Source organism: Bacillus sp. FSL K6-0993 (genome assembly GCF_037977205.1).
Lineage (GTDB): Bacteria > Bacillota > Bacilli > Bacillales > Bacillaceae > Bacillus > Bacillus subtilis.
On the sequence record NZ_CP150275.1, the window covers coordinates 861,074 to 885,724 of the forward strand.

20 protein-coding genes and 1 pseudogene are annotated in these 24,651 nt (G+C 45.1%); 18 read left to right on the forward strand and 3 right to left on the reverse strand.

The window, feature by feature from the left end:
* Positions 1-2: 2 nt before the first annotated feature.
* A complete protein-coding gene (locus MHH79_RS04410; protein ID WP_003243177.1) occupies positions 3-317 on the reverse strand; it encodes a WXG100 family type VII secretion target in 315 nt (104 codons plus the stop codon).
* A 335-nt stretch (positions 318-652) separates the two neighbouring features.
* On the opposite strand from MHH79_RS04410, the gene glvA reads away from it, so the two are divergent.
* From glvA to MHH79_RS04490, 16 genes and pseudogenes are all read left to right on the forward strand, one after another.
* Entirely contained in the window at positions 653-2,002 is a 1,350-nt protein-coding gene (gene glvA, locus MHH79_RS04415) for a maltose-6'-phosphate glucosidase (RefSeq protein WP_014476180.1), read from the forward strand.
* A gap of 64 nt (positions 2,003-2,066) precedes the next feature.
* The gene (gene glvR / locus MHH79_RS04420) at positions 2,067-2,831 is read left to right on the forward strand and encodes a MurR/RpiR family transcriptional regulator GlvR (protein ID WP_015482966.1); all 765 of its coding nucleotides are present in this window, start codon (positions 2,067-2,069) and stop codon (positions 2,829-2,831) included.
* Positions 2,832-2,845: 14 nt separating this feature from the next.
* Positions 2,846-4,429: a PTS maltose transporter subunit IIBC gene (gene malP, locus MHH79_RS04425; protein ID WP_251218320.1), complete on the forward strand. Its 1,584-nt coding sequence runs from the start codon at positions 2,846-2,848 to the stop codon at positions 4,427-4,429.
* A 123-nt stretch (positions 4,430-4,552) separates the two neighbouring features.
* Entirely contained in the window at positions 4,553-6,886 is a 2,334-nt protein-coding gene (locus tag MHH79_RS04430) for a peptidase G2 autoproteolytic cleavage domain-containing protein (protein ID WP_251218321.1), read from the forward strand.
* 413 nt (positions 6,887-7,299) lie between these two features.
* A complete protein-coding gene (locus MHH79_RS04435) occupies positions 7,300-9,021 on the forward strand; it encodes an ABC transporter ATP-binding protein (protein WP_309529777.1) in 1,722 nt (573 codons plus the stop codon).
* On the forward strand, positions 9,015-10,829 hold the full coding sequence (locus tag MHH79_RS04440; protein ID WP_340035011.1) for an ABC transporter ATP-binding protein: 1,815 nt from the start codon (positions 9,015-9,017) through the stop codon (positions 10,827-10,829). The genes MHH79_RS04435 and MHH79_RS04440 overlap by 7 nt, the downstream gene beginning before the upstream one ends.
* Before the next feature lie 153 nt (positions 10,830-10,982).
* The gene (catD, locus tag MHH79_RS04445) at positions 10,983-11,387 is read left to right on the forward strand and encodes a DoxX family oxidoreductase CatD (RefSeq protein ID WP_015252533.1); all 405 of its coding nucleotides are present in this window, start codon (positions 10,983-10,985) and stop codon (positions 11,385-11,387) included.
* A 17-nt stretch (positions 11,388-11,404) separates the two neighbouring features.
* A complete protein-coding gene (gene catE, locus MHH79_RS04450; RefSeq protein ID WP_063335705.1) occupies positions 11,405-12,262 on the forward strand; it encodes a catechol 2,3-dioxygenase in 858 nt (285 codons plus the stop codon).
* A gap of 93 nt (positions 12,263-12,355) precedes the next feature.
* Entirely contained in the window at positions 12,356-13,300 is a 945-nt protein-coding gene (locus tag MHH79_RS04455) for an AraC family transcriptional regulator (RefSeq protein WP_063335706.1), read from the forward strand.
* 365 nt (positions 13,301-13,665) lie between these two features.
* The gene (locus tag MHH79_RS04460) at positions 13,666-14,607 is read left to right on the forward strand and encodes a sugar phosphate isomerase/epimerase (RefSeq protein ID WP_309529775.1); all 942 of its coding nucleotides are present in this window, start codon (positions 13,666-13,668) and stop codon (positions 14,605-14,607) included.
* 9 nt (positions 14,608-14,616) lie between these two features.
* Positions 14,617-15,798, forward strand: coding sequence for a Gfo/Idh/MocA family oxidoreductase (locus tag MHH79_RS04465; protein WP_100506800.1), 1,182 nt, complete (start codon positions 14,617-14,619; stop codon positions 15,796-15,798).
* Between the two features lie 123 nt (positions 15,799-15,921).
* Positions 15,922-17,124, forward strand: coding sequence for a two-component system sensor histidine kinase LnrJ (gene lnrJ / locus MHH79_RS04470; RefSeq protein ID WP_080344173.1), 1,203 nt, complete (start codon positions 15,922-15,924; stop codon positions 17,122-17,124).
* Entirely contained in the window at positions 17,121-17,783 is a 663-nt protein-coding gene (gene lnrK / locus MHH79_RS04475) for a two-component system response regulator LnrK (protein WP_015383129.1), read from the forward strand. The genes lnrJ and lnrK overlap by 4 nt, the downstream gene beginning before the upstream one ends.
* A 143-nt stretch (positions 17,784-17,926) precedes the next feature.
* On the forward strand, positions 17,927-18,862 hold the full coding sequence (lnrL, locus tag MHH79_RS04480; RefSeq protein ID WP_319932088.1) for a linearmycin resistance ATP-binding protein LnrL: 936 nt from the start codon (positions 17,927-17,929) through the stop codon (positions 18,860-18,862).
* Between the two features lie 11 nt (positions 18,863-18,873).
* Positions 18,874-20,064: a linearmycin resistance permease LnrM gene (gene lnrM, locus MHH79_RS04485; protein ID WP_015383131.1), complete on the forward strand. Its 1,191-nt coding sequence runs from the start codon at positions 18,874-18,876 to the stop codon at positions 20,062-20,064.
* A gap of 14 nt (positions 20,065-20,078) precedes the next feature.
* Positions 20,079-21,159 (forward strand): annotated as a pseudogene (locus MHH79_RS04490) (ABC transporter permease).
* A 40-nt stretch (positions 21,160-21,199) separates the two neighbouring features.
* On the opposite strand, the gene MHH79_RS04495 reads toward MHH79_RS04490, so the two are convergent.
* Both MHH79_RS04495 and padR read right to left on the reverse strand, forming a co-directional pair.
* Positions 21,200-21,802 carry a GNAT family N-acetyltransferase gene (locus MHH79_RS04495; RefSeq protein WP_251218330.1) on the reverse strand — a complete coding sequence of 201 codons (603 nt, stop codon included), beginning with the start codon at positions 21,800-21,802 and terminating at the stop codon, positions 21,200-21,202.
* 49 nt (positions 21,803-21,851) lie between these two features.
* Entirely contained in the window at positions 21,852-22,400 is a 549-nt protein-coding gene (padR, locus tag MHH79_RS04500; RefSeq protein ID WP_003233588.1) for a transcriptional regulator PadR, read from the reverse strand.
* 275 nt (positions 22,401-22,675) lie between these two features.
* Here padR and estB point away from each other — a divergent pair, with 275 nt between their 5' ends.
* Both estB and MHH79_RS04510 read left to right on the forward strand, forming a co-directional pair.
* The gene (gene estB / locus MHH79_RS04505) at positions 22,676-23,308 is read left to right on the forward strand and encodes an esterase EstB (protein WP_100506806.1); all 633 of its coding nucleotides are present in this window, start codon (positions 22,676-22,678) and stop codon (positions 23,306-23,308) included.
* 218 nt (positions 23,309-23,526) lie between these two features.
* Entirely contained in the window at positions 23,527-24,615 is a 1,089-nt protein-coding gene (locus MHH79_RS04510; protein ID WP_340035012.1) for an acyltransferase family protein, read from the forward strand.
* The last annotated feature ends 36 nt before the right edge of the window (positions 24,616-24,651 follow it).

Consider the following 24,651-nt stretch of genomic DNA (forward strand, 5'->3'; position numbering starts at 1 on the left):
GTTCACCTCCCGAGTTTATGTCTTTCCTCTCTTGCTTTACGCTCCAGTTCTTCCATTCTGGCAATTTCAGCTTTTCGTTCTTCTATTTTGACAGCGGCAGCCTTCAGCTCTTGGCTTGTTTCAAGCAGCTCCTGTTCGAATTGATCGTAGGCGGCTTTCGTTTCCTCGAAATCCTGGTCAAATGAATCTCTTGCTTTTCCCTGCCAAGCATCTCCCAATGCAGATAACCGGGATTCAAGCAGCATTTTGGAGCTTCTGACCTCTTCTGCGGCCGCACTGTACTTGTTTGCCAGCTCAATGACTTTATATGAGTCCAACTTTTGTCCCCTGCCTTTTCTAAATTCACGCACAATTGGATGTTTTATATAAATGATTATAAATAATTCGGCATGTATCCGAATCGTACAAAAGAACCTTTTCATAAGAATTGGAAGGGCGTATATTCACTTAAAATTCACAGTTGGTGAGACTTTAAGATTACAAAAAAGGTAAAAAAAACAAATCCCTCAGACATAAGGCAAATGAGAAATTTCCCGCTCTATGGGAAAAAACACTAAAGTTGATCAAATGACCTAAGTGCGCCAAACGTGTTACAGGACGCGCTTTCTCATGGTATAAATGAAATTGTAAACGTTATCAAGGAGGTCGTCATATGAAGAAAAAATCATTCTCAATCGTAATAGCGGGCGGAGGGAGCACTTTCACTCCAGGGATCGTACTGATGCTCTTGGACCATTTGGAGGAGTTTCCGATCAGAAAGCTGAAGCTGTATGATAATGATAAGGAGAGACAGGATCGAATTGCAGGCGCCTGTGACGTTTTTATCAGAGAAAAAGCGCCTGATATTGAATTTGCAGCGACGACTGACCCGGAAGAAGCTTTTACAGATGTCGATTTTGTTATGGCGCACATCAGAGTAGGGAAATACGCGATGCGTGCGCTTGATGAGCAAATTCCGTTGAAGTACGGAGTTGTCGGCCAGGAGACGTGCGGGCCGGGCGGGATCGCATACGGTATGCGTTCGATCGGCGGTGTGCTTGAAATATTAGATTACATGGAAAAATACTCGCCTGATGCGTGGATGCTCAATTATTCCAATCCGGCGGCGATTGTGGCTGAAGCTACGAGACGCCTTAGACCGAATTCTAAAATTCTCAATATCTGTGATATGCCGGTTGGGATCGAAGACCGGATGGCGCAAATTCTTGGCTTATCCTCAAGAAAAGAAATGAAGGTCCGCTATTACGGATTAAATCACTTCGGCTGGTGGACATCAATTCAGGATCAAGAGGGCAACGATTTAATGCCGAAGCTGAAGGAGCATGTATCTCAATACGGCTATATTCCGAAAACAGAGGCTGAAGCGGTGGAGGCGAGCTGGAATGACACATTCGCCAAAGCGCGTGACGTGCAGGCCGCAGATCCTGACACACTGCCGAATACGTATTTGCAATATTATTTGTTCCCGGATGATATGGTGAAAAAATCAAATCCGAATCATACGCGGGCAAATGAAGTGATGGAAGGGCGCGAAGCTTTTATTTTCAGCCAATGTGACATGATTACACGTGAGCAGTCCACGGAAAACAGCGAAATCAAAATCGATGACCACGCATCATATATCGTTGATCTTGCCCGGGCGATTGCCTACAACACAGGTGAAAGAATGCTGTTGATTGTTGAAAATAACGGCGCAATTGCGAACTTTGACCCGACTGCGATGGTCGAGGTGCCATGCATTGTCGGCTCAAATGGGCCTGAACCGATTACCGTCGGCACCATTCCGCAATTCCAAAAAGGGCTTATGGAGCAGCAGGTATCCGTTGAGAAGCTGACTGTTGAAGCGTGGGCGGAGAAATCGTTCCAAAAGCTGTGGCAGGCGCTAATTTTGTCAAAAACAGTGCCGAACGCGCGTGTGGCAAGACTCATTCTCGAGGATTTAATGGAGGCCAACAAAGACTTCTGGCCTGAGCTTGATCAAAGCCCGACCCGCATATCATAACTGAAATTCCCCCATTTTCGAATCTGTAATTGTATATAATAGAAAGAAAATGGGGGGATCTGATATGCAGCTCGAAGAACTGATCAATCAGCACTACAGCAAATTGAATGACAACGATTTTCATATTTTAAAATATATATTGAATCATAAGCACACATGCTATCACCTTGGAATCGACGCGCTGGCCAAAGCTTGCAGTGTATCGCGTTCCTCAATTTTACGGCTTGCCCAAAAGCTCGGTTTCAGCGGTTACAGTGAATTTCGCGTCTTTTTAAAGTGGGAAGATCAGCCGGAAGAAGGCGAGAGTATGAGTTTTCAAAAGCTGCTTGATGATATTGAAGCAAATTTGAAGTTCTTACGGACAAAGGACATGACGGACATGTGCCAGCTGATTGATGCAGCAGACCGCATTTTCGTCTACGGTTCAGGAAATGCGCAAAAGATATGCGCCCGCGACCTGCAAAGAATGTTTATTCCGCGCCATCGCTATCTTATTTTAATTGAAGACACAAATGAATTTAATTTGATGCGCGATGATTTTAAAGTAAACGATCTGTTTATCATCATTTCTCTTTCCGGAGAAACACCGGAGCTGATTCCTCAGGCAAGAATGCTTTCTGCAAAGGGTATTCCCTTTATTTCCATTACGAATTTAAAAAACAATGTCCTCGCCCAGCTGACTCCGCATAATCTTTATGCGACAAGTAAACCTGTGACATTAAGCGATAAAACGGAAATTGTCGCTTTTGCACCGTTTTTTCTCGTTGGCGAAGCATTGTTCCGCGCATATGTTGATTACAAAGAGGCAGAAAAAAATGACAATGAGTAGCAGGGGGTTCTGGTATGATGCAAAAAATTCAGCGCTTTGGAAGCGCGATGTTTGTGCCTGTTTTATTATTCGCGTTCGCCGGCATTATCGTCGGTATCAGCACGCTCTTTAAAAATAAAACCCTCATGGGCCCGCTCGCCGATCCTGACGGTTTTTGGTATCAGTGCTGGTATATCATTGAGCAGGGCGGCTGGACTGTTTTTAACCAAATGCCGCTCTTATTCGCCATCGGCATCCCGGTTGCTTTGGCGAAGAAAGCTCAGGCACGCGCTTGTTTGGAAGCGCTTACTGTTTATTTGACATTCAATTACTTTGTCAGCTCGATATTGACGGTATGGGGAGGAGCATTTGGCGTCGACATGAACCAAGAGGTCGGCGGAACGAGCGGGTTAACGATGATTGCGGGCATTAAAACGCTCGACACCAACATTATCGGGGCCATCTTTATTTCTTCGATTGTCGTCTTTTTGCATAATCGCTATTTTGATAAAAAACTGCCCGATTTTCTCGGCATCTTTCAAGGCTCAACATATATCGTGATGATTTCCTTCTTTATTATGATTCCGATTGCCTTGGCTGTGTCTTATATTTGGCCGATGGTTCAATCGGGAATCGGCTCGCTTCAAAGCTTCCTGGTTGCTTCTGGGGCGGTGGGTGTTTGGATATACACGTTTTTGGAACGGATTTTAATTCCGACTGGCCTTCATCATTTTATTTACACGCCGTTTATTTATGGCCCGGCTGTAGCGGAAGGCGGGATCGTCACGTATTGGGCACAGCATCTTGGCGAATATTCGCAAAGCGCCAAACCGCTGAAGGAGCTCTTTCCGCAAGGCGGATTCGCGCTTCACGGCAACTCGAAAATCTTCGGTATTCCGGGTATCGCTCTGGCTTTTTATGTGACAGCCAAAAAGGAAAAGAAAAAACTCGTCGCAGGGCTGCTGATTCCTGTCACACTGACAGCGATTGTCGCCGGGATTACAGAGCCGATTGAGTTTACGTTCTTATTCATTTCACCTTTCTTATTTGCGGTTCACGCCGTGCTTGCCGCCACAATGTCGACAGTTATGTATATGGCCGGCGTCGTCGGAAATATGGGAGGCGGGCTGATTGAGGCGGTAACCTTGAACTGGATTCCGCTCTTTGGCAGCCACGGTATGACATATGTGTATCAAATTTTGATCGGGCTCTCGTTTACAGCAATTTATTTTTTCGTCTTCAGATTTTTAATCCTCAAATTCAATATCGCTACACCAGGACGGGAAAAGGATGAACAGCAGGAAACAAAGCTATATTCGAAAAAGGAATATAGAGAACGAAAAAACAAGGAGGAAACGGCCTCCGCTGCTGAAACGGCTGATGACACCGCTTTTCTGTATATTGAAGCGCTGGGCGGAAAAGACAACATCACTGAAGTCACAAACTGCGCCACCCGCCTCAGAGTCAGTGTCAAGGATGAAACAAAGGTTGAGCCCGACAGCGTATTCCGCGCGCTTGGCGCACACGGCGTTGTCAGGAACGGGAAGGCGTTTCAGGTAATTATCGGATTAAGTGTACCGCAGATGCGGGAGCGTGTGGAAAAATTACTAAATGAATAGTGAAAATTATTTTATCTTGCGCTGTTTAAAGACAGCGCTTTTTTTGTTTGTCATACGTTTGCCACTTATAAGTGCAAGGGATGTTATGTTTCTTAAAAACTGAAACCAATAGGGGGAGTAAAAATGGAAAATTATACAACGTTTTTAGGTCTTTACAAACCTGAAAGCACTGAAAGTATTGAAATTGATTCCAAGCTTGCCGAGAATTTCGAAACGATTGATAGTAAAATTGGGATTGCATTAAGTAATGGAATAACAACTTTTGAAAACTTAAATGAAAGACTCAAAATGTATGAGAACAGATTTGAGTACCTTGATGAACGAAACGTAATGGATTATGGAGCTAAAGGAGACGGAGTCACAGATGATACGCAAGCATTTCATGATGCGATGGCCGAAGGCGGTTATCTCGTAAAAGTCCCTGCAGGCGTATTTAGGGTATCTGGCTTGCTCGTTCCTTCGAATACAATGCTGGTTGGAGCGGGTAAAAAAAGGACCATCATCAAGTTATTAGACGATACGCCAGTTGGTCACTCTGTACTCACCAATAGTGATCATACAAATGGTAATGAAAATATCTACATTGGACATTTGACACTGGACTGGAATAAAGATACGCGTCCTGCTGGATGGAAGATCCCTAAGGGGCCCACTTCAAGCTGCTTGCTTTTTGCAAATGTGGATTACTCTTTTGTAGAGCATGTTTTTGCAAAGAATGCCGGCCTTCACGGGTTTGATGCTACAAGCCCTAATTATAACAGACACGGAGAAAATGGTGATCCTACCTTTTATCAGCCTGGTGGCTGCAACTTTGTAACCTTCTCATATTGCGAAGCAACAGGCTCTGGCGATGATAATTTCACATGTCACTTTGGAAAGCATACGACTTTCAGTCATTGTCTTTCTTACCATCCGATGGGGTTAAATGATGGGTCTTCAAATACAAACTGTTTTGAAATCGATGATGGCTCTCAGGATGTAATGGTTGATAGCTGCATCGCAATTGGAGGAGTTCGAGGATTTGAAATTAAAGCTCATGATTATGCTCCGGCTGCAAAAAGAGTTCAACTTGTGAACTGCCGTGCCTATGAAAATGCAATTAGTTTTTGCATTCGGCATATAGGACACCACACAGCAAGTGATCCTCAATCAGCATCAGCTCATGACGTTCAGCTGGCTAACTGTATCGCATATAACCCTAAGCCGAGTGATCTGTACAAAGGGGCAGGGCCGAATGCATTGCAAATTTCAGGTTACGATGGCGTCAATGTGGTTAATTTTCATGCTATATGCGATGATTCCTCCATTAACTATAAGGGAAATTCAGTCGTAAGCGTGTATTATAAAGGGCGTCTAATCAATTTAAAGAATATAACGATTCGAGGATTTAAAACTGCTGATAATGATCTTTATATTGTAGGTGGCGACAATTCTGTCGGCAAGGTAATGATTGATGGTGTGACATTGATCGATTCAGCCGAAAAGGGTGTTGTTTTTGGGAGCGGTATGTACGAGTCTGTAGTTAGTAATGTATGGGGGCAAAGATCGCCTAAAAATAACAGTGGTACAGTTGGGATTTTTTCTGTTGACCCTGATCTTAATGTTTCTAATTGTGACTTTTCAGGCTACGAAACAGATTTTAAGATTGGCGGCGTCGTGACGCCGTACTTTTTGTTTAAACATAAAGGAAGCGGGATTATTGGCTCTCGTGATTCCCACGCTACTGGAAATAATAATTTTGTAGCTGGATCTGTTCGAAGCAGAGCAACTGGGGCTGCTCAATCTTCTGTGATAGCCTCATATAATACGATCAATCCGAACTCAGACTCAGTTGCTCTAGGATGGGCAAGTGGGAGCACACCATCCTCATCAAACAGAAAGATAGAATTTCATGCAAAAGATGGAACGATTAAGGCTTCAGGAAGCATAAAAAGTTCCCAAACGTTCTCGGATTACGCTGAATATTTTGAGAGCCTAAGCGGTGAAAAAATTCCGGCAGGAACCCTAGTTACTTTGGAGGGTGATAAAATTAGACCTGCAAAAAAAGGTGACTTTATGCTTGGAGTTATTTCTGAAACAGCTGGTGTGATACTTGGTGAGTCAAGCTTCCATTGGTCTGGAAGATACCTGAAGAATGATTTTGGCGGGTATATTTATGAAAAACAGAAAGGTGCCAATGGCCAAATCGTCATGGCGCCTATGGAAAACCCTGATTATAAGCCAGATAAGAACTATGCCTCTAGGGAAGAGAGGGATGAATGGAATGTTGTGGGCCTTGTAGGACAGGTTTATGTCAGATGCGACAGCACAGTAGAAGCCGGAGACTTTATTCAAGCGCATAACAACGGAATTGCTACAAAAACGGTATCTCCTAAACAAAGGTGGCAGGTCATGAGAGTCATCAAAGAGTTCGACAAAAGTAAGGGATATGGAGTGGTTTTAGTTTTTATTCGGTAACAGTAAAATGTACAGATTCTAAATAGAGTGTTTAACAATGCACTCTATTTAGAGTTTTAATTAGATTTTAGAAATTTTTCACCGCATTTTTATCAGATTATATTCCTCGCAAAAAGTCTTCGTTTTAAAATTTATATTTTTCATTATTCCTACGGTTCCAGCAATCTTTCTAATTTATCTAAGTCCATCCAGCACCTCAACTTTAGTAGAGTAAAATCTTTGATGTTTTTTAATGAAAGCAGATCAGCAGTGAATAGCTCTCGAATAAAAGATAAAGTGATTTTGGTTATCGATAAATTCAGTGCTTTTCTATGTTTTCATAACACTTCATGACAGTAAAATTCTTTCATCAAGCCCTATAAACAATTAAAATAAAAAGTACATATTGCTAAAAGGGGTTTGGAGGCTTTTACATGCAAAAGGCTTTGTCGTTTTTAAAACCATATTCATTGCTGGCGGGAATCGCTCTGATTCTTATGTTGACGGAGCTTGCAGTTGAACTGATGCAGCCTTTATTGATTGCAAAAATCATCGACGATGGGATATTGAAGCAAGATCTGCGGCATGTATGGATATGGGGCGCGGTCATGATCGGGCTGACCGTGTTATCCTTTGCGGCGGGGATGCTGAATTCCTTTTATGCCGCCCATGTCAGCCAAAGCTTTTCCTATGATACGAGAAGAGGGCTTTTTCAAAAAATCCAGTCCTTCTCCTATTCCACATTTGGACAGTTTTCGTCCTCTTCTTATATTACAAGGCTGACAAACGACGTCACACAGGTTCAAAATATGATTTTTATGAGTTTGCGGTTTATGCTGCGGGCTCCCTTAATGATTGCAGGCGGCATTGTGCTGTCGCTTGCTGTTAATGTGAAGCTCGGCTTTTTTCTGCTTGTGACCATTCCGATCCTGATCTTGTTTTTGCTATGGGTATTAAGGAAAGGCGGAGCACTGTTCCGCTCAGTGCAGAAAAGGCTGGATCAAGTGAACACCATCATGCAGGAAAATTTAATCGCAATCAAGCTGATCAAAGCGCTGCTTCGCGGCAGCCACGAAGTCAAACGATTTATCAAAGCCAACACAAGGCTGATGGAAAAAACGGTTTCGGCCTTTCAGCTTGTGGAATTCACGATGCCTGTACTGATGCTGCTGATGAATCTCTGCATCCTTTTGATTTTGTGGGCGGGGTCCTACAGTATTACGAGCGGAAGCACTCAGGTTGGCGATGTTGTTGCGATAATTAACTACGCAACACGAATTACAGGCGCGCTTTCGATGTTTCCGTTTTTGATTATGATTTTCACCCGGGCGAAGGCTTCAGGGGATAGAATCGGTGAGGTGCTTGAAACAGAAGGCGACGAGCGGGAGGAAGGCATCATATCTGATCGTTTGTCAGGACGGATTGAGTTTCAGCATGTATCCTTTCGCTATCCTGAAATGGACAGAGAAGCGCTCAGGAATGTCTCATTTTCCGCAAAGCCAAGAGAAACGATCGCGATTCTCGGTGCGACGGGCTCGGGCAAGTCCACGCTTTTTCAGCTCATTCCGCGGCTTTATCAGCCGGATTCAGGCCGCATTTACATAGATGAAAAGCCGGTTCAAGATTTTCCGGCTGAAGGGCTGCGCAGGCAAATTGGATATGTACCGCAGGAAGTCCTCTTGTTTTCCGGCACAATCAAAGAAAACATCGCTTGGGGCAAAGAAAATGCTTCACTAGATGAAATAATGGATGCGGCCAAACATGCGCAAATTCATGAAACGATTTTGAAGCTCCCAAATGGATATGACACTGTTTTGGGGCAAAGAGGCGTCAACCTGTCCGGCGGCCAGAAACAGCGAATTTCCATTGCGCGGGCACTGATTCGAAAACCGGCTATCCTTCTATTAGATGACAGCACAAGCGCGCTTGACCTGCAAACGGAGGCGAAGCTGCTTGAAGCAATCAGCACATACCATTGCACAACTTTGATCATTACACAAAAAATAACCACGGCGATAAAAGCTGATCAGATTTTGCTGCTTGAGGACGGCGAACTGATTGAAAAAGGCACTCACAGTGAGCTGCTTTCTGAATCTCAGTTATACAAGCGCATTTACGAGTCACAATTCGGAAGGGAGGGGAGCGAGTCATGCTAAAAGACATCCGCAAGCCATTCCAATATCCCAAACTGCCAATTGACAAAAAAGAAGGCGCGAAAAAGCGGGCGAAAGCAAAGGATACAAAGGGCACACTGAGACGAATCTGGTCTTACTTGGCTGAACGAAAAGGACTGCTCATCCTTGTCATGCTGATGGTTGTCATCAGCGCGATATTCGGGCTCCTTGGCCCCTTTGTGATCGGAAAGGCCATCGACCATTTTATCGTCGGGAAAACGGTCAGCGGCTTGATTCCCGTTTTGCTTCTTCTGCTTGCTATCTATATCATTCAGTCCCTGTCGCTTTGGTTTCAAAACTATTGGATGATTACGATCTCGCAGGGCACGGTTTTCAGAATGAGAAGCGAATTGTTCACCCATCTGCATGAGCTGCCGATTCCATTTTTTGATAAACAGCGGCACGGCGAGCTAATGAGCCGGGTGACGAATGACATCGAAAATGTCAGTTCTACCTTAAACACGTCAGTCATTCAAATTTTGTCAAGCGTGATCACCTTTGTCGGGACGATTGCGGTGATGCTGTACATGAGCCCGCTCCTTACATTGATTACGCTGACCATTATTCCGGTGATGGCAGCGAGCCTGAAATGGATCACCAACCGAACGGGAAAGCTGTTTAAAGAACAGCAGAAAAACCTTGGTGATCTGAATGGGTATATTGAGGAATCTGTTTCAGGCGCAAAGGTCATCAAAGCATATTCACGTGAGAAGCAGATTACTGCTGAATTCCTCGAAAAAAACGCTGCACTCAAGACGTCGGGCTTTTGGGCGCAGACGATTTCCGGGTTTATCCCGAAGGTCATGAACTCTTTGAATAACTTAAGTTTTACAATGATAGCGGCAATCGGCGGTTTGTTTGCGCTGAAAGGCTGGATCTCGATCGGCTCCATCGTCGTCTTTGCCGAGTATTCAAGGCAATTTACACGCCCTTTAAACGATCTGGCCAACCAGTTTAATACGATACTGTCCGCAATCGCCGGCGCTGAACGGGTGTTTGACGTGCTTGATGAAAAAGAAGAGCGCGAGGATGAAAAGAACGCCGTGCATCAGCCCATCCAAACAGGCAGCATTGAATTCCGGGATGTGTCCTTCGGTTACGATAAAGGGCAGCAGACCCTGAAGCATTTACAGTTTACCGTGCCTGCGGGGCAGTCCATCGCGTTTGTCGGACCGACGGGGGCGGGGAAGACAACCGTCACCAACCTTCTCGCCCGTTTTTACGAGCCTAACGATGGAAAAATTTTAATCGACGGTACAGATATTAAAACCCTTACTAGAGCAAGCCTGAGAAAAAACATGGGGTTTGTTCTTCAGGATTCTTTCTTATTTCAGGGAACGATCAGAGAAAACATTCGCTACGGCAGGCTTGATGCTTCTGATCAGGAAGTCGAAGCCGCTGCAAAAACAGCGAATGCCCATAGTTTTATTGAAAGGCTGCCAAAAGGGTATGACACCGTGCTGACGCAAAACGGTTCGGGCATCAGTCAAGGACAGAAGCAGTTGATTTCTATAGCAAGGGCGGTGCTTGCCGATCCGGTTCTTCTCATTTTGGATGAAGCGACAAGCAACATTGATACCGTTACAGAAGTCAACATTCAAGAAGCGCTCGCCCGTTTAATGGAAGGAAGAACAAGCGTCATCATTGCCCACAGGCTGAACACCATTCAAAGAGCGGACCAGATTGTGGTGCTAAAAGACGGTGAAATGATTGAAAAAGGCAGCCATGACGAGCTGATTCGGCAAAAAGGATTTTACAGTGACTTATATGAAAGCCAATTTGAGAAATAGACCTTTGTCCTGCACAGAGGTCTTTTTTGTTACAGTTTTATAGTACTTTTATTTCATTTTCGTAAAATGTAACAAAATTACTTGACGTAAACAAGTTATGTATATATACTAGCTTACATTAAGTAAGTGATAACATTTATCAAGGAGGATAAAATGAATAAATCATTTGAAATTGGCACATTACTTTTAAGAGTTATTACAGGTATTATCTTTTTTGTTCACGGTTTATCAAAGTTTCAGGGGATGGAGGGCACCATCCAATTTTTCGGCAGCATAGGCCTTCCAAGCTTTATGGCGTATGTCATCGCAGCGATTGAACTCATTGGCGGAGTGCTTGTCTTCTTCGGATTGGCTACACGTATTGTCGGTGTCCTGTTCGCTCTTACACTGATCGGCGCCATCATCACTGTTAAGCTGAAAGCGCCATTCATGGGCAATGCAGAATTTGATTACCTTCTGCTTTTGACATCCATTCACCTGGCGCTTACTGGAAGTCGATTCCTGGCGCTGGACCCATTTGTGTTTAAAGGAAAAAAGAACGAAAACGTTTCAGCATAAGAAAAGAGGCATGCAGCATGACCAGCATTCATGAGGATACACACATTGGCTATGCCAAACTCACAATTCGCAGTCTGGAGCGTTCGCTTCAGTTCTACTGTAACGTTATCGGTTTTCAAGTCTTAAAAAAGACGGATCGCCAAGCTGAATTAACGGCTGACGGGAAACGCGTCCTGCTTATTCTTGAAGAAAATCCGAGCGCTGTCGTCTTGCCTGAACGGTCTGTGACAGGCCTTTATCACTTTGCGATTCTTCTTCCGGACAGGAAAGAACTTGGGATCGCGCTCGCCCGCCTGATTGAACACGGCATTGCTATCGGACATGGAGACCATGCTGTCAGCGAAGCGCTCTACCTGTCTGATCCTGACGGAAACGGCATTGAAATGTACGCTGACCGCCCCCGCAGCACGTGGCAGCGTGATCTGGAAGGAAACTACGTCATGACGACAACCGCTGTTGACATTGAGGGCCTTCTGGAAGAGGCAGGAGATGAGCGGAAAACATCGCTTCCGAACGATACAATCATCGGACACATTCATCTGCATGTCAGTGATTTGAAAGAAGCAAAGGCGTTTTATACAGATATACTGGGCTTTGACATTGTCGGAAACTATGCGGGCATGTCCGCCCTCTTCGTTTCAGCCGGGGGGTACCACCATCATATCGGCTTAAACATTTGGGCGGGAAGAAATGCGCCGCCTAAACCGACAAATGCCAGCGGACTAGACTATTACACTGTTGTCCTGCCTCACCAAGAGGAGCTGGATTTGGTGGCAAACCGAGTCAAACATGCCGGGTATTCAATTGAAGAGACGGAAAACAGCTTTCGTGTGAAAGACCCTGTTTCCGGCGCCTATATTAGATTTGTGATTTGACTGTAATCCCCTTGCCGAAAAAACGGCAGGGGGATTTTTTATTTTTGTCCGCCTTGTTATGATGGGAGAACCAACTTGTTAGGAGGCGTTAACATGGAACTCAACCACCTTGTGACGGGCAAAATAGTATTAAATCAATATGTGCATCGCTTAGAGCAAAAGGATGTTTCATTTTACGTCCATTATTGGGGAGCAATGACGAACCACTATAACACACTGCTTCATAAGCATTCCTTTTATGAAATTTGTTACGTGGTAAGAGGTGAAGGATATTACCTTGAAGGCGATCGTACATATCCGCTTCGGGAACAGACGATTTTTTTGTCAAAGCCGGATCATTTGCACCAAATCAAAAGTGAAACAGGACTGTTCATTTTTTATGTCGCTTTTGAGCTGAGCGAGGATCAATCAAGCGCTGAATGGATCAACGTGATGGAAGAAGTGAAACAAAGTCCCCTTGTCACAGTGCAAATAAAAGATGGCGAACCTCCGGGCATTCTTTGGAAAACGTTAATGCTGCAAGCAGCTCAGCCAGTCAATGCTTTTGACAAAGAGATCCTATCCCAATTGTCGCACGCATTGATCCTGTCATTAATCCAAACCTTTCTCCCGTCCGCCCGCCGCCCGAAAAACAAGCAGTTCATTCAAAGCTCATCTGCTTTGCTGACGGAGGTCAAACTGCACATTAAAGACAATCTGTCACAGTCTTTAAAGCTGACGGATGTTGCCGGCCATTTTCATATCTCAGGCAGGCACTTATCACGTTTATTTGCAGCAGAACTGGGTGTCAGCTACTCTGAGTTTGTCCAAAATGAAAAAATCAATAAAGCCGCCGCCCTGCTGAAGTCAACGAATCTATCGATAAAGGAAATAGCAGAAGAAATAGGATTCTCTGTACATTATTTTACACGCGTATTTTCTGCCAAAATCGGCAGCTCTCCAGGGCTTTTCCGTTCCCTTTATAAAGACTCAAAAATGACCGCATTTCAAATCAATAAGCCTTTTCAAAAAATCGAACAGGCCGAGCCGCACGAATAAGATGTCCTGAAATGACAAAATAATGTCTCCATATGATAAAGACGCAAGAAATCTCGTTGTCTTATAATTTTTTAAGAAAGCGGTTTCTGTTTGAAAGCCGTCTTTTCTTAACATTTCTGTCCCATGTACATGATCGAATTGACATCGGTAATTTGCTGTACGATGGCGGATTCCTATCCCAATGAATAGACTGCGCCTGATCTACAGCTCTTGAAAATCTTTTAAAATATGTGCCTGAAACAAAAGGGCGGTCACTTGAACAGCTTGAGCAATCATTCCGCCAGTATGGCCGCCAAGCTGATCAGGACATGCCGACTCAATCGACTCACTTATCGTAATCCGCAGAGATCAGGAGGAATCTATCTATGAAACTATCTTATGTAACAGACAGCCTAGGGCATTTGCCTTTTGAAGACATGCTCGATTTTGCTGCAGAGCTTGGGATCGATACACTTGAAATGACAACCGGGGGCTGGTCGCCGGCACCTCACTTGAATCTTGATGAACTGCTGCAAAGCAGCGAAAAAAGAAAAGAATTTTCACAAGCGCTGGAAAAGCGGAACATGACACTTTGCGCATTAAACTGCTCGGGGAATCCTTTAGATCCAGGCGAACTGGGCAAATCGCACAGAGAAGTAACGGACAAAACGATGGAGCTGGCTAGATTATTAGGTGTCAAAAAAGTGATCATGATGAGCGGCCTGCCAGCCGGCGGCCCGGACGACAAAGTGCCGAACTGGATCACATACACAGTGAGCTGGCCTCCCGTTTTAAAAGATATCCTCAACTATCAATGGGAAGACGTTGCGATTCCGTATTGGAAGGAACTTGTCAAAAAAGCGGAAGCCTGCGGAGTTGAAAAAATCGCGCTTGAGAACTTCAGCTCTCAATTAGTCTATAATCCTGAGACTCTCTTTCGACTCAGAAAAGCGGTCGGCCCGATGGTCGGTTTGAATCTTGATCCGAGCCACTTATTATGGATGGGTGCAGACCCGATCATCGCAGCAAGGGATCTCGGCGAAGCCATTCACCATGTTCATGGAAAAGATGTCAGAATTGAAAGATATTTAGTTGCGGTAAATGGGTTTTTAGAAACAAAAGAAGTGACAGATCCTGCGAACCGGGCATGGAATTACGTAGCAGTCGGCTGCGGACAGGATTTACAGTGGTGGAAGGAATTTTTTTCAGTTGTAAAAATGATGGGATATGATGATGAGGTTTCTTTAGAAATGGAGGATCTGACGATGTCACCTGAAGCGGGCATCCGCACTTCTGTAGAAGCATTAAAACAAACCATCAGCCAATAGGAGGTTTTCATGATGCTAAATGGAGAAAGAATCATCTCCAAGCCGCTGCGCTGGGCAATGGTAGGCGGCGGACGGCTTAGCCAGGTTGGGTATAAACATCGTACTGGAGCGCTGAGAGACAATACTGCTTTTCAATTAACTGCCGGCGCTTTTGATATCGATGCCGAAAGAGGAAAAGACTTCGGGATGAACCTTGGAGTGGATGCGGAACGCTGTTATCCCAACTATCAAACCATGTTTGCCGAGGAAGCGAAAAGACAGGATGGCATAGAGGTAGTATCGATTGCCACTCCGAACGGCACTCATTATGAGATTTGTAAGGCGGCGCTTGAAGCAGGACTGCATGTCATCTGTGAAAAACCGCTGTTCTTCACTTCAGCAGAGGGTTATGAAATTAAAGCGCTCGCAGAGAAAAAAGGGAAAATTGTCGGCGTGACGTATGGTTTTTCAGGCAATCAAATGCTTCTTCAAATGCGTGCGATGATTGAACAAGGAATGATCGGCGATATTCGCGTGGTTGACTTGCAGTACACACACGGTTTTTGTTCAGCAGATGAGGGCGAGAACATAAGCGCTGCACAGAAATGGCGTGTCGACCCTGCGATCGCCGGGCCAAGTTTTGTACTAGGCGATTTATCTACCCACACGTATTATATGTCACAGCTTATTCTGCCTAAGATGAAAATTAAAGAGCTGCTGTGTGATCGACAGAGCTTCGTCGGCAGCCGCGCACCGCTGGAGGATAATGCCCATGTGCTGATGCATTATGAAAATGGAGCGGTTGGAACAATGTGGACATCGTCAATCAATGCCGGATGTATGGATGGCCATAGAATCCGGATTGTCGGCTCAAAGGCAAGCATTGAGTGGTGGGACAGCATGCCAAATGAACTGACGTATGAAGTGCAGGGAGAGCCGAGCCAGACACTCGTTCGCGGCATGCCGTATTTAGATGATGTTTGCAGCGCCGATGAACGACTAGGCGCCTTACACAGCGAAGGGCTGTCTGAAGCATGGGCCAATATTTATCTTAAATTTGCCATTGCGATAGACGCCAAAAACCGTGAAGAGGAAGAAATCTTGAATAACTTGGTTTATCCTGACATTGATGCAGGGATTGAGGGCATTCGCTGGATTGAGAACTGCGTGCGCTCGGCAAACCAAGGGTCAGTTTGGGTTGAATTTAAATAAATGAGGGGATGCGCCGCATATGACATAAAGTTCATATGCGGTTTTTATTTTCCAGAAACTCCTGTCAAAAATGCCCTGAGGCAGGTATGATAAGAAGGGAATTGGGTAACGGGAGTGATGAGCGTGAAGGCTCTTTTTTTTACGAGAATGTTCACCTTGATGGTGAGCTGTTTAATGTATCTGTCCATTGTGAAAGAGGATAACTGGTTTGGATATGTATTTATAGCAGCAGGTGCTGCCATGTATGCAGCCAATCATGTTTTGCTGACAAAAGAGACAAATGCCATCTGGTTCTGCCTGATTGATATTGCAATCGGCTTTTCGTTCGGATTTATCTTTCCCGGCACAGGTTTGTTCATTATTATGCTTTGTCCGGTTGCGGTCGCCTTTTTTCTGCGGGGGTTTCCTAAAAGAACAGCATGGTCTGTCTTATGTCTTTCCTCTATTTTATTTTTGACGGTCCTCATCCGTACATATGCGATGTTCGGCAATGAATTTGTCATTGATCATTTAACTAGCATGACATTCGTTGTCTTCTGCGGTGTCGTGGGCAAATTAATCCGCAAGCTGACGGATGCGCAGGAAACGGCAAAACAGCAGTACCGGGAACTGACAGAATCCCACTTGGCGCTGTCTTCCGCACATCAGGAGCTGCATTTATATGCGAAGCAGGTTGAAGAGCTGACCGCCATTTACGAGCGGAACAGAATGGCAAGGGAAATCCATGATACAGTGGGGCATAAAATGACGGCCCTTCTCGTCCAGCTGCAGCTTTTGCGTGAATGGCAAAAAAGAGACAGCCAAAAAGCGGATGAGACAGTAGGTGTCTGTGAAACACTTGCCCGTGAAGCGCTTGATGATGTCCGCTTATCAGTACGCACTCTGCAAACTGAAAACGATCCTTCGCTAATCGAATCGCTGAAACAGCTGACAGAGGACTTTTGCAAAAATGCAGGAGTCACAACAGAATTTGCGGTCAGCGGTGATCCTGCAATTATCCCGCTGTCTCTCCATCCGACCCTGATCAGAACGGTGCAGGAAGCACTGACCAATGCCAAACGGCACGGCGGCGCCGCAGGTTGTTCGATACAGCTTGCCTGCACAACGGACAGCATCAGCCTTGTCATTAAGGATGACGGAAAAGGCAATCCCGAGGCAGCACTTGGATTTGGTCTCTTGAATATGAAAAAGCGGGCAGCGGAACATGGCGGTATGATCCGCTTTGAAAGCGAACGGGATCAAGGATTTACTGTAATCGCCGAATTTTCACTTGCCAATAAAAAATGGAGCTTCAGACCCGTGCAGCAAAAGGAGAGTTTATCATGATTAAGATCATCATTACCGACGATCAGGATATCGTCAGAGAAGGGCTGGCATCCTTGCTTCAGCTCCGAGAAGAGCTCGATGTGATCGCAACGGCGCGAAACGGACAGGAAGCCTTCGAAAAGGCGAAAGAGCTGGAGCCGGATATCGTGTTAATGGACATCCGCATGCCGGTCTCCAATGGTGTCGAAGGAACAAAATTGATTACAAGCTCTTTGCCCGGCGTAAAGGTTTTGATGCTGACAACCTTCAAGGACTCAGAGCTGATTGCTGAAGCGCTTGAAGAAGGAGCAAGCGGGTACCTATTGAAGGATATGTCGGCAGATACGATTGTAAAAGCGGTGATGACTGTTCATTCTGGCGGAATGGTGCTTCCTCCGGAATTGACTGCCCAAATGCTGAACGAATGGAAACGTGAAAAACAGCTGAAAGGAATAAATGAGATAGAAAAACCTAAGGAGCTGCTCGACCTGACCGAGCGCGAATTCGAAGTTCTGGCTGAGCTGGGGTACGGGCTGAATAACAAAGAAATTGCCGAAAAGCTTTACATTACAGAAGGCACAGTCAAAAATCATGTTTCAAATATCATCAGCAAGCTGGCTGTCAGGGACAGAACCCAAGCAGCCATTTACTCGGTCAGATATGGTGTATCTGTCTTTTGACATATGACGTTTTGCATATACGCTTCTCTGAAAAGGCCTTTTACAGGCCTTTTTTTCATGCCCTATGTTCTATCTGCCGCTACATGCCGCACGCCTTTCTTTCTTCTACAATGGCAATGGATCAAAAAAAGGAGTGAGACGACGTGCTGCAAGCAGAAAACATCAAAAAGGCATATGGAAAAAAAACAATCGTGAAAGGCATTTCTTTTTCCCTCCAAAAGGGGGAGTCGTTCGGTCTGCTCGGGCCAAACGGTGCGGGGAAGTCCACAACCATCTCGATGATTTCCGGCCTTGTGCCGCATGACAGCGGGAACATCACGGTGGGCGGCTATGTCATCGGAAAAGAAACGGCCAAAGCGAAACAAAAAATCGGCATTGTTCCGCAGGAAATTGCATTATATCCGACGCTGACGGCTCATGAGAATCTTATGTTTTGGGGGAAAATGTACGGACTTACGCACGGTGAGGCCAAAAAAAGATCGGCTGAGGTCCTTGAATATGTCGGTCTGGCTGAGCGGGCTAAAGATAAGATTGAAACGTTCTCCGGGGGGATGAAACGAAGAATCAACATCGGTGCGGCTTTAATGCATAAGCCCGAGCTGCTGATTATGGATGAACCGACTGTCGGTATTGACCCTCAATCGAGAAATCACATTTTAGAAACGGTCAAACAGCTCAACGAAACGGGCATGACGGTGATCTATACGAGTCATTACATGGAAGAGGTTGAGTTTTTATGCGATCGGATCGGAATTATTGATCAGGGGGAAATGATTGCAATCGGTACAAAAACTGATTTGTGCAGCCGTCTTGGAGGCGATACCATCATTCAGCTCACGGTCAGCGAAATCGATGAAGCGTTTCTTTTGGCGATCCGTTCCCTGGCTCATGTCAATGATGTAACAGTCCAGGAGTCAGAGCTCAAAATTGACATTTCTGCGGCCCATCATGAGAAAGTCGTCACCAGTCTGCTTGCTGAAGCCGCTGCTCATCATATAAACCTGCTGTCTCTTCAGGTGCAGGAACCGAATCTAGAGCGCCTGTTTTTGAATCTGACCGGCCGCACGTTGCGGGATTAGGAGGGACGGCCATGAAAAAAAGCATATGGATCGCATGGAAAGATGTCAAAATCAGAATCACGGACAGAAAAGGGTTTATGATGCTTATCCTAATGCCGCTGATCCTAACCTGTATTTTAGGCGCGGCGCTCGGATCAGTTGTTGACGGAGGCAGCGGGATTGATGACATCAAAGTCGGCTACGTTCAACCAGACCAGTCAGATGCAGCGAACATGTTTACGAAAGATGTGCTTAAAAAAATAAAGTCAATAAAGGTCACAAAAGCCGGCAGCGAAGACAAGATGAAAAAACTGCTTGATGAAAAGAAAGTTGATGTAGGTATCGTCATCCCGAACCATTGGGAAGCCGGCAAAACCTCAGCTGTTGTTTATGCCGCTCCTGATCAAACATTGAAAAGTTCCATCATCGAAACAGCTGCAAGCTCTTTTATAGAGCAATATAAAGCGGTAAAGGAAGCCGCGTCAGCCTCGATGGACTACATCAGCAAAACGGAAGCTGTAAAACAAGGAAAACTTGACCCTGCACAGTTTGCAGAAAAGCTGGCAAAGACGCTTGAAAAAGAAACAGGTGACAAGCTGACTATTGCAGAAAAATCTGTCGGCAGCAAGGCCGTTACCAGTTTTCAATACTATTCGGCGGCAATGCTTTGCATGTTTATGCTGTTTCATATGACAGTCGGGGCGAAATCGTTTTTACAGGAAAAGGATACGGAGACGCTTGCCAGAATGCTGATGACGCCTGCGCAAAAATCCGTCATTCTCTTCGGAAAATGGCTTGGGACGTATCTGTTTGCCATCATGCAATTTTTCATATTTCTGATCGTTACAATCAATGTTTTTGGTGTGGACTGGGGCGGCAATTTGCTGTTTGTGAGTGTACTCGGGCTTTCTTACGCCGCAGCTGTATCCGGCATTTCAATGCTGCTTGCGTCGTGCATCAGCGATATGAAATCTGCAGATGCGATAGGCGGCTTCGGCATTCAATTGCTTGCGGTTCTCGGCGGGTCCATGCTGCCGCTGTACCAATTTCCGGACGTCTTGCAGTCTATATCCAAAGCGGTGCCAAATCGCTGGGCGCTTGACGGATTTCTTTCTTTAATGGAAGGGGGAGGCTGGGCTGACCTTCAAAAGCCTGTGCTTCTTTTTGCGGCGATTGGCCTTTGTTCACTTGTAATTGGTATCAGACGGCTTCATACAAGATAAGGAGGTACACTAGGGTGAAAAAAATCATAGCCATTTGCGGCATTGAGCTTTCTCTCATTTTTAAGAAGCCGCAGAACTATTTGATCATGTTTGCTGCCCCGCTTTTGCTTACCTTTGTATTTGGGAGTATGCTCGGCGGCAATGATGATAAGGTGCGGCTTGCAATCGTTGATCAGGACGATACGATTCTCTCACAGCATTATATTCGGCAGCTGAAGGCACACGATGATATGTATACATTCGAAAACGTGCCTGAAAACAAAGCGTCAGAAAAGCTGAAACAAAAGAAAATTGCCGGGATCATCGTCATTTCCCGCTCGTTCCAGACACAGCTGGAAAGAGGCAAAAAACCTGAGCTGATTTTCCGTCACGGCCCTGAGCTGTCTGAAGCGCCGATGGTCAAACAATATGCAGAAAGCACATTGGCAACGCTCAATATTCAGGTGACCGCGGCGAAAACAGCATCTCAGACAGCGGGAGAGAACTGGAAGGCGGCGTATAAAACGGTTTTCGCCAAAAAACATGAAGATACAGTTCCGGCAGTAAAACGACAGACGCTCAGTGATAAAAAAGAGGGTGCGGAAGCAAGTGACACAGCCTCCAGAGCAGCAGGTTTTTCCATCCTGTTTGTCATGCTGACCATGATGGGAGCGGCTGGAACCATTTTAGAAGCAAGAAAAAACGGCGTCTGGTCCAGATTGCTTACAGCCTCTGTCAGCCGAGCTGAAATCGGTGCTGGGTATGTGCTTTCCTTCTTTGTCATTGGCTGGATTCAATTTGGCATATTGCTTCTTTCAACCCATTGGCTGTTTGGCATCAACTGGGGGAATCCGGCTGCGGTTATTGTATTAGTGTCACTTTTTCTATTGACCGTTGTCGGCATTGGATTGATGATTGCGGCCAACGTAAGAACGCCAGAACAGCAGCTTGCGTTCGGCAACTTGTTTGTCATCGCAACATGAGTGGGCGATGAGCGGGCTGACGGAGATTATCGCTAACGGTGCCCGCGTCACAGATATTCTGGGGATCTGCGGCATCTTGCTTGCTTTTGCAGCAATCACTTTCGCAGCGGGGCTTAAGGTGCTCCGAGCCTAAAAAAAAAATCATCTGTCCCTCGGACAGATGATTTTTGCAATTATTTTGTTTCTTTTTCTGACAGCTGCAGCCTCCGTTCCAAATGCTGTTTCACGGATGGCCACTCACTGTCGATGATGCTATAAAATACCGAATTGCGGAATGTTCCGTCTTTTCTGATCATTTGGTTTCGCAATATGCCTTCTTTAATTGCCCCCAGCCGTTCAATGGCCTTTTGTGATCTGATGTTCCGCTCATCCGTTTTGAATTGCACCCGAATCGTCTTCAGCTGTTCAAAGCAATATTGTAACAGCAAATATTTGCATTCAGTGTTGACTGAGGTGCCCCACACTGAAGGGTGAAACCACGTCCAGCCGATCTCAAGGCTCCTTGAAGCGGATGACATATACAGAAACCGTGTCGTGCCGACCATTTTTCCAGTCTTACGATGAATAATCACGAATGGACATTCTGTTCCTGTTTCTTTCGTTTGCAGCGCCTCCTCAACAAAAGCCTCCGTACCACGCAGTGTTGTGATCGTTTTCGGTAAATGGGTCCAGATGTTTTCATCATTTGCCGCTTCATATAAACCTTGAATATGGCTTTTGTCCATCGGCACCACTCGAATCAGTTCCCCTGTTAATTCGTGCAATGTCACATTCATCGTTCTCCCCCCGCATTACGTATTGGAGCAGCCTGAAGGCCGCTCCCGGTTAATCCTTATCTATCATAGCTAAAATTGATTCCAGCCATGAAACGTAATTTTTCTCCCGCTCCAGCGCTTTCGTCAGCACAAGATAGTGGCCGAAGTCCGGTGAAGAAAATGACATCGGCTCTGCTGAAGCCATAAGCTTTTCATAGCTTCCCTGTAAGTCAGAAAGCTTGGCCTGGCGTTTTTGCAGCTGGTCTTTGAACAAATCAGAAGCCTCCTGGCGCGATAGACAAGAAATGAAATAAGCCTTCAGCATAAATTCATCTTTTACCGTCTCGGGTATCGGCTGGTGGCGGATCAGCCAGTCATGCAGCTCCTGCTTTCCGCTGTCTGTCAGGGTGTACATCTTTTTCTCCAGCTTTGTGCCCTGAATCGTTGTCCGAAACGTGATAAATCCTTCATCCGTCAGCTTTTTGAGCTCAGGGTAAATCTGGCTGTGCTTGGCGCTCCAAAACTGGCCGAGCTCCTCTTTAAAATAACTCGTAATATCGTATCCACTCAATTCGCCTTTTCGCAAAAGCCCTAATATGGCGTATTTTAATACTCTCATGCGATCCTCCATGTCTATGGCTGTTTCACAAAACTGATGAGCCGGTGCTCAACTGTGATTCTAACTGCCTATTCCCCTTATTATAGAAAAGGGAGGAAGGGAACACAACCGGGCCACTTTGGAAATGAAAATAAAAGGGATGTCAGAAGGTATCCGATTTATCTCCGTCAATATAAAAGAGATTTAAATTTAATTTTCAGAAAAAATAGTAACTATATTGATTTTTTATGTATAATAGGAAATTGGTGGTATCAACAATTTAAGGGGGAATAAACGTGAAAAAAGTACTTATGGCATTCATTATTTGTTTATCGCTGATTCTATCTGTTTTAGCCGCTCCGCCGTCTGGCGCAAAAGCTGAATCAGTACATAATCCTGTCGTTCTTGTTCATGGAATAAGTGGTGCATCATACAACTTTTTCGCTATTAAAAACTACTTAAATTCTCAAGGCTGGCAAAGCAACAAACTGTACGCAATTGATTTTTATGATAAAACAGGAAATAACCTAAATAACGGCCCGCAGCTTGCTTCATATGTTGACCGTGTTTTAAAAGAGACGGGGGCAAAAAAAGTAGATATTGTGGCTCATAGTATGGGAGGCGCCAATACGCTGTACTATATTAAATATTTAGGCGGGGGCAATAAGATTCAAAATGTCGTAACGCTTGGAGGGGCTAATGGTTTAGTGTCATCAACGGCGCTGCCGGGTACAGATCCTAATCAAAAGATCCTCTATACATCTATTTACAGTCTCAATGATCAAATTGTCATCAATAGCTTGTCTCGGTTACAAGGAGCGCGAAACATCCAGCTTTATGGCATCGGTCATATTGGCTTGCTCTCTAATAGCCAAGTGAACGGCTATATCAAAGAAGGGCTGAATGGCGGAGGCCTCAATACAAATTAATATCTTCATCAAAAACCTGCAGTCTCCGTTACGGCAGGTTTTTTGCATTTTTCTAGCAATCTCGTCTGAGAAAGATACACCAATAAGCCAGAGGGGTTTATGACCTTAGTCTATCATGCATACGTCAATTTATGACATCAGGCACTTTTTCAAATAGAGCGGACATGTTAAGGTACAACCATCGATTTCTATTAATTTGAAATAAAAGGAGCGCTGTTATGCAAATTAAAGAAATTTTTATGATCCGCTGCATTTCGTGCTTAAGTGTCGTCTTGCTCCATATCATTTCAATGGTCCTGATGCTTCAGGCAGAAGCTCTCGCAGATATTTCTCACACCGTAGATTCTTTCCGCACACTCCTGATGTTCAGCACGCCTGCCTTCATTTTCATCTCTGAATTTTTGCTGGCCCGTTCTTATCCTGACGGGGTGCCAAACGGTTTTTTAAAGAAGCGGGGAAAAGTGATTTTCGTTCCTTTTTTATTTATCGCGGCCATCGATGCACTGCTGATGACCAGTGCGATGGGGGGAGAGATCACCTTTCTCGCGATCGTGCAAAAGTATTTGGCGAACGTATTGTTAGGAAACTTTATCGGATACTTCATTCTCGTCATCTTTCAATTTTACATTCTGCATATGATGTTTCATGAGTATTTGAAAAAAGCATCGCCGAAATGGGTGCTGTCCATCTCATTTGTGGTGACAGCCGCCTATTTAAGCTATTTTTCAGCAGTCAGCCCGGCTCCCGCTTCAGAAGAGGGCGGTGGGTTTCCGTTCTTCTGGGTTCCGTTCGCAGGCTGGCTTTTCTACTTTTGTCTTGCCTACTATTGCGGAAAGGAGTATAAGCGCTTTTTAGCCTTGCTGAACCAATACCGCTTAGTGATATACGGCGCCGCGCTAGCTTCTGCTGCGCTGGTTGTCACTGTTTCTTATGTCGGTGAAATCGGCATGATCAGCTCAAAACGGCCTGATATCATGCTGTATTCGACAAGCATGATTTTCCTGTGCTTTCACTTGTTTTCTAAAATGAAGCATGTGCCGAAAATCATGATGTTTATCAGCAACTATTCCTTTTCGATTTATCTGCTTCATGCTTATTTTATGATCATAGGCTACGTTTTGCTTTTAAATATGCCCGGGATTCCTGCCGTACCGGCTGTTCTCCTGTTGTTTGCCGTGTGCACAGCCGGCCCGATTCTGACCTCATGGGCACTGAATAAATTCAAATACGGTTATTTATTTGTGGGGAAGATTTATCAGCCAAAACAGAAGAAAGCCACATTAGAAGTGCGTGATCACGCAGGGTGAAAACAAGCGGCAGGAGAGAGGTTCCTGCCGCATTTC